We start from the raw sequence: 4,777 nt of genomic DNA on the forward strand, positions 1-4,777 counted from the left end.
TCTCAGTTACTTTGGATAAGTCCTCGAGCTATTAGTATTAGTCCGCTACATGTGTCGCCACACTTCCACTTCTAACCTATCTACCTGATCATCTCTCAGGGCTCTTACTGATATTAAATCATGGGAAATCTCATCTTGAGGTGGGTTTCACACTTAGATGCTTTCAGCGTTTATCCCTTCCCTACATAGCTACCCAGCGATGCCTTTGGCAAGACAACTGGTACACCAGCGGTAAGTCCACTCTGGTCCTCTCGTACTAGGAGCAGATCCTCTCAAATTTCCTACGCCCGCGACGGATAGGGACCGAACTGTCTCACGACGTTCTGAACCCAGCTCGCGTGCCGCTTTAATGGGCGAACAGCCCAACCCTTGGGACCGACTACAGCCCCAGGATGCGACGAGCCGACATCGAGGTGCCAAACCTCCCCGTCGATGTGAACTCTTGGGGGAGATAAGCCTGTTATCCCCAGGGTAGCTTTTATCCGTTGAGCGATGGCCCTTCCATGCGGAACCACCGGATCACTAAGCCCGACTTTCGTCCCTGCTCGAGTTGTAGCTCTCGCAGTCAAGCTCCCTTATACCTTTACACTCTGCGAATGATTTCCAACCATTCTGAGGGAACCTTTGGGCGCCTCCGTTACCTTTTAGGAGGCGACCGCCCCAGTCAAACTGCCCGTCAGACACTGTCTCCGATAGGGATAACCTATCCGGGTTAGAGTGGCCATAACACAAGGGTAGTATCCCAACAACGTCTCCTTCGAAACTGGCGTCCCGATCTCATAGACTCCTACCTATCCTGTACATGTGGTACAGACACTCAATATCAAACTGCAGTAAAGCTCCATGGGGTCTTTCCGTCCTGTCGCGGGTAACCTGCATCTTCACAGGTACTAAAATTTCACCGAGTCTCTCGTTGAGACAGTGCCCAAATCATTACGCCTTTCGTGCGGGTCGGAACTTACCCGACAAGGAATTTCGCTACCTTAGGACCGTTATAGTTACGGCCGCCGTTTACTGGGGCTTCAATTCATACCTTCGCGTTACCGCTAAGCACTCCTCTTAACCTTCCAGCACCGGGCAGGCGTCACCCCCTATACATCATCTTACGATTTAGCAGAGAGCTGTGTTTTTGATAAACAGTTGCTTGGGCCTATTCACTGCGGCTGACGTAAAGTCAGCACCCCTTCTCCCGAAGTTACGGGGTCATTTTGCCGAGTTCCTTAACGAGAGTTCTCTCGCTCACCTGAGGCTACTCGCCTCGACTACCTGTGTCGGTTTGCGGTACGGGTAGAGTATGTTTAAACGCTAGAAGCTTTTCTTGGCAGTGTGACGTCACTAACTTCGCTACTAAACTTCGCTCCCCATCACAGCTCAATGTTATAGAACTAAGCATTTGACTCAATTCACACCTCACTGCTTAGACAGACACTTCCAATCGTCTGCTTTAGTTAGCCTACTGCGTCCCTCCATCACTACATACTCTAGTACAGGAATATCAACCTGTTGTCCATCGGATACACCTTTCGGTCTCTCCTTAGGTCCCGACTAACCCAGGGCGGACGAGCCTTCCCCTGGAAACCTTAGTCTTACGGTGGACAGGATTCTCACCTGTCTTTCGCTACTCATACCGGCATTCTCACTTCTATGCGTTCCAGCACTCCTCACGGTATACCTTCATCACACATAGAACGCTCTCCTACCATACCTATAAAGGTATCCACAGCTTCGGTAAATTGTTTTAGCCCCGGTACATTTTCGGCGCAGGGTCACTCGACTAGTGAGCTATTACGCACTCTTTGAATGAATAGCTGCTTCTAAGCTAACATCCTAGTTGTCTGTGCAACCCCACATCCTTTTCCACTTAACAATTATTTTGGGACCTTAGCTGGTGGTCTGGGCTGTTTCCCTTTCGACTACGGATCTTAGCACTCGCAGTCTGACTGCCGACCATAATTCTTTGGCATTCGGAGTTTATCTGAGATTGGTAATCCGGGATGGACCCCTCACCCAAACAGTGCTCTACCTCCAAGAATCTCTAATGTCGACGCTAGCCCTAAAGCTATTTCGGAGAGAACCAGCTATCTCCAAGTTCGTTTGGAATTTCTCCGCTACCCACAAGTCATCCAAGCACTTTTCAACGTGCCCTGGTTCGGTCCTCCAGTGCGTCTTACCGCACCTTCAACCTGCTCATGGGTAGGTCACATGGTTTCGGGTCTACGACATGATACTAATGCGCCCTATTCAGACTCGGTTTCCCTGCGGCTCCGTCTCTTCAACTTAACCTCGCATCATATCGTAACTCGCCGGTTCATTCTACAAAAGGCACGCTCTCACCCATTAACGGGCTCGAACTTGTTGTAGGCACACGGTTTCAGGTTCTATTTCACTCCCCTCCCGGGGTGCTTTTCACCTTTCCCTCACGGTACTGGTTCACTATCGGTCACTAGGGAGTATTTAGGGTTGGGAGATGGTCCTCCCAGATTCCGACGGGATTTCTCGTGTCCCGCCGTACTCAGGATACTGCTAGGTACAAAGACTATTTTAAATACGAGGCTGTTACTCTCTTTGGCTGATCTTCCCAAATCATTCTTCTATAATCTTTGAGTCCACATTGCAGTCCTACAACCCCGAAGAGTAAACTCTTCGGTTTGCCCTCCTGCCGTTTCGCTCGCCGCTACTAAGGCAATCGCTTTTGCTTTCTCTTCCTGCAGCTACTTAGATGTTTCAGTTCACTGCGTCTTCCTCCTCACATCCTTAACAGATATGGGTAACAGGTAGTACCTGTTGGGTTCCCCCATTCGGAAATCCCTGGATCATCGCTTACTTACAGCTACCCAAGGCATATCGTCGTTTGTCACGTCCTTCTTCGGCTCCTAGTGCCAAGGCATCCACCGTGCGCCCTTATTAACTTAACCTTATTTTCTGACCTTTCAGTCAGTAACTCTTTTAATACTACAGCGTTTCGGTTTATTTTCTTGTTACTATTTGATATAGATATTCAATTTTCAATGTGCATTACTTGGTGATCTCTCACCAATGGAGCCTAGCGGGATCGAACCGCTGACCTCCTGCGTGCAAAGCAGGCGCTCTCCCAGCTGAGCTAAGGCCCCACAAGACCTCTCAAGACTAAACAAGACCAATGCGCAGTTCCTTATCCTTAGAAAGGAGGTGATCCAGCCGCACCTTCCGATACGGCTACCTTGTTACGACTTCACCCCAATCATCTATCCCACCTTAGGCGGCTGGCTCCTAAAAGGTTACCTCACCGACTTCGGGTGTTACAAACTCTCGTGGTGTGACGGGCGGTGTGTACAAGGCCCGGGAACGTATTCACCGCGGCGTGCTGATCCGCGATTACTAGCGATTCCGACTTCATGTAGGCGAGTTGCAGCCTACAATCCGAACTGAGACTGGCTTTAAGAGATTAGCTTGCCGTCACCGGCTTGCGACTCGTTGTACCAGCCATTGTAGCACGTGTGTAGCCCAGGTCATAAGGGGCATGATGATTTGACGTCATCCCCACCTTCCTCCGGTTTATTACCGGCAGTCTCGCTAGAGTGCCCAACTGAATGATGGCAACTAACAATAGGGGTTGCGCTCGTTGCGGGACTTAACCCAACATCTCACGACACGAGCTGACGACAACCATGCACCACCTGTCACCTCTGTCCCGAAGGAAAACTCTATCTCTAGAGCGGTCAGAGGGATGTCAAGACCTGGTAAGGTTCTTCGCGTTGCTTCGAATTAAACCACATGCTCCACCGCTTGTGCGGGCCCCCGTCAATTCCTTTGAGTTTCAACCTTGCGGTCGTACTCCCCAGGCGGAGTGCTTAATGCGTTAGCTGCGGCACTAAACCCCGGAAAGGGTCTAACACCTAGCACTCATCGTTTACGGCGTGGACTACCAGGGTATCTAATCCTGTTTGCTCCCCACGCTTTCGAGCCTCAGCGTCAGTTACAAGCCAGAGAGCCGCTTTCGCCACCGGTGTTCCTCCATATATCTACGCATTTCACCGCTACACATGGAATTCCACTCTCCCCTCTTGCACTCAAGTTAAACAGTTTCCAAAGCGTACTATGGTTAAGCCACAGCCTTTAACTTCAGACTTATCTAACCGCCTGCGCTCGCTTTACGCCCAATAAATCCGGACAACGCTCGGGACCTACGTATTACCGCGGCTGCTGGCACGTAGTTAGCCGTCCCTTTCTGGTAAGATACCGTCACAGTGTGAACTTTCCACTCTCACACTCGTTCTTCTCTTACAACAGAGCTTTACGATCCGAAAACCTTCTTCACTCACGCGGCGTTGCTCGGTCAGACTTCCGTCCATTGCCGAAGATTCCCTACTGCTGCCTCCCGTAGGAGTCTGGGCCGTGTCTCAGTCCCAGTGTGGCCGATCACCCTCTCAGGTCGGCTATGTATCGTCGCCTTGGTGAGCCGTTACCCCACCAACTAGCTAATACAACGCAGGTCCATCTGGTAGTGGTGCAATTGCACCTTTCAAACAGTTATCATGCAATAACTGCTATTATGCGGTATTAGCTATCGTTTCCAATAGTTATCCCCCGCTACCAGGCAGGTTACCTACGCGTTACTCACCCGTTCGCAACTCATCCGGAGAAGCAAGCTCCTCCTTCAGCGTTCTACTTGCATGTATTAGGCACGCCGCCAGCGTTCGTCCTGAGCCAGGATCAAACTCTCATTAAAAGTTTGAGTTCTCACTCATTTCTGTCACTGACAGATTTATTGTTTTTTTCATTGTTCAGTACTATAACC

Annotated in this window: 1 tRNA gene and 2 rRNA genes; all 3 read right to left on the reverse strand. The window is 50.3% G+C overall.

Annotation, left to right across the window (positions count from 1 at the left end):
- Positions 1-11: 11 nt before the first annotated feature.
- A 23S ribosomal RNA gene (locus SORDD05_RS09570) occupies positions 12-2,915 on the reverse strand.
- Positions 2,916-3,037: 122 nt separating this feature from the next.
- Positions 3,038-3,110: transfer RNA gene (locus SORDD05_RS09575), tRNA-Ala, on the reverse strand.
- A 51-nt stretch (positions 3,111-3,161) separates the two neighbouring features.
- Positions 3,162-4,708 (reverse strand): 16S ribosomal RNA (locus SORDD05_RS09580).
- The 16S and 23S rRNA genes sit together here with 1 tRNA gene alongside, the layout of an rRNA operon.
- Positions 4,709-4,777 lie beyond the last annotated feature (69 nt).

The sequence above is a fragment of the Streptococcus oralis genome (assembly GCF_001578705.1).
Classification (GTDB): Bacteria; Bacillota; Bacilli; order Lactobacillales; family Streptococcaceae; genus Streptococcus; species Streptococcus oralis_J.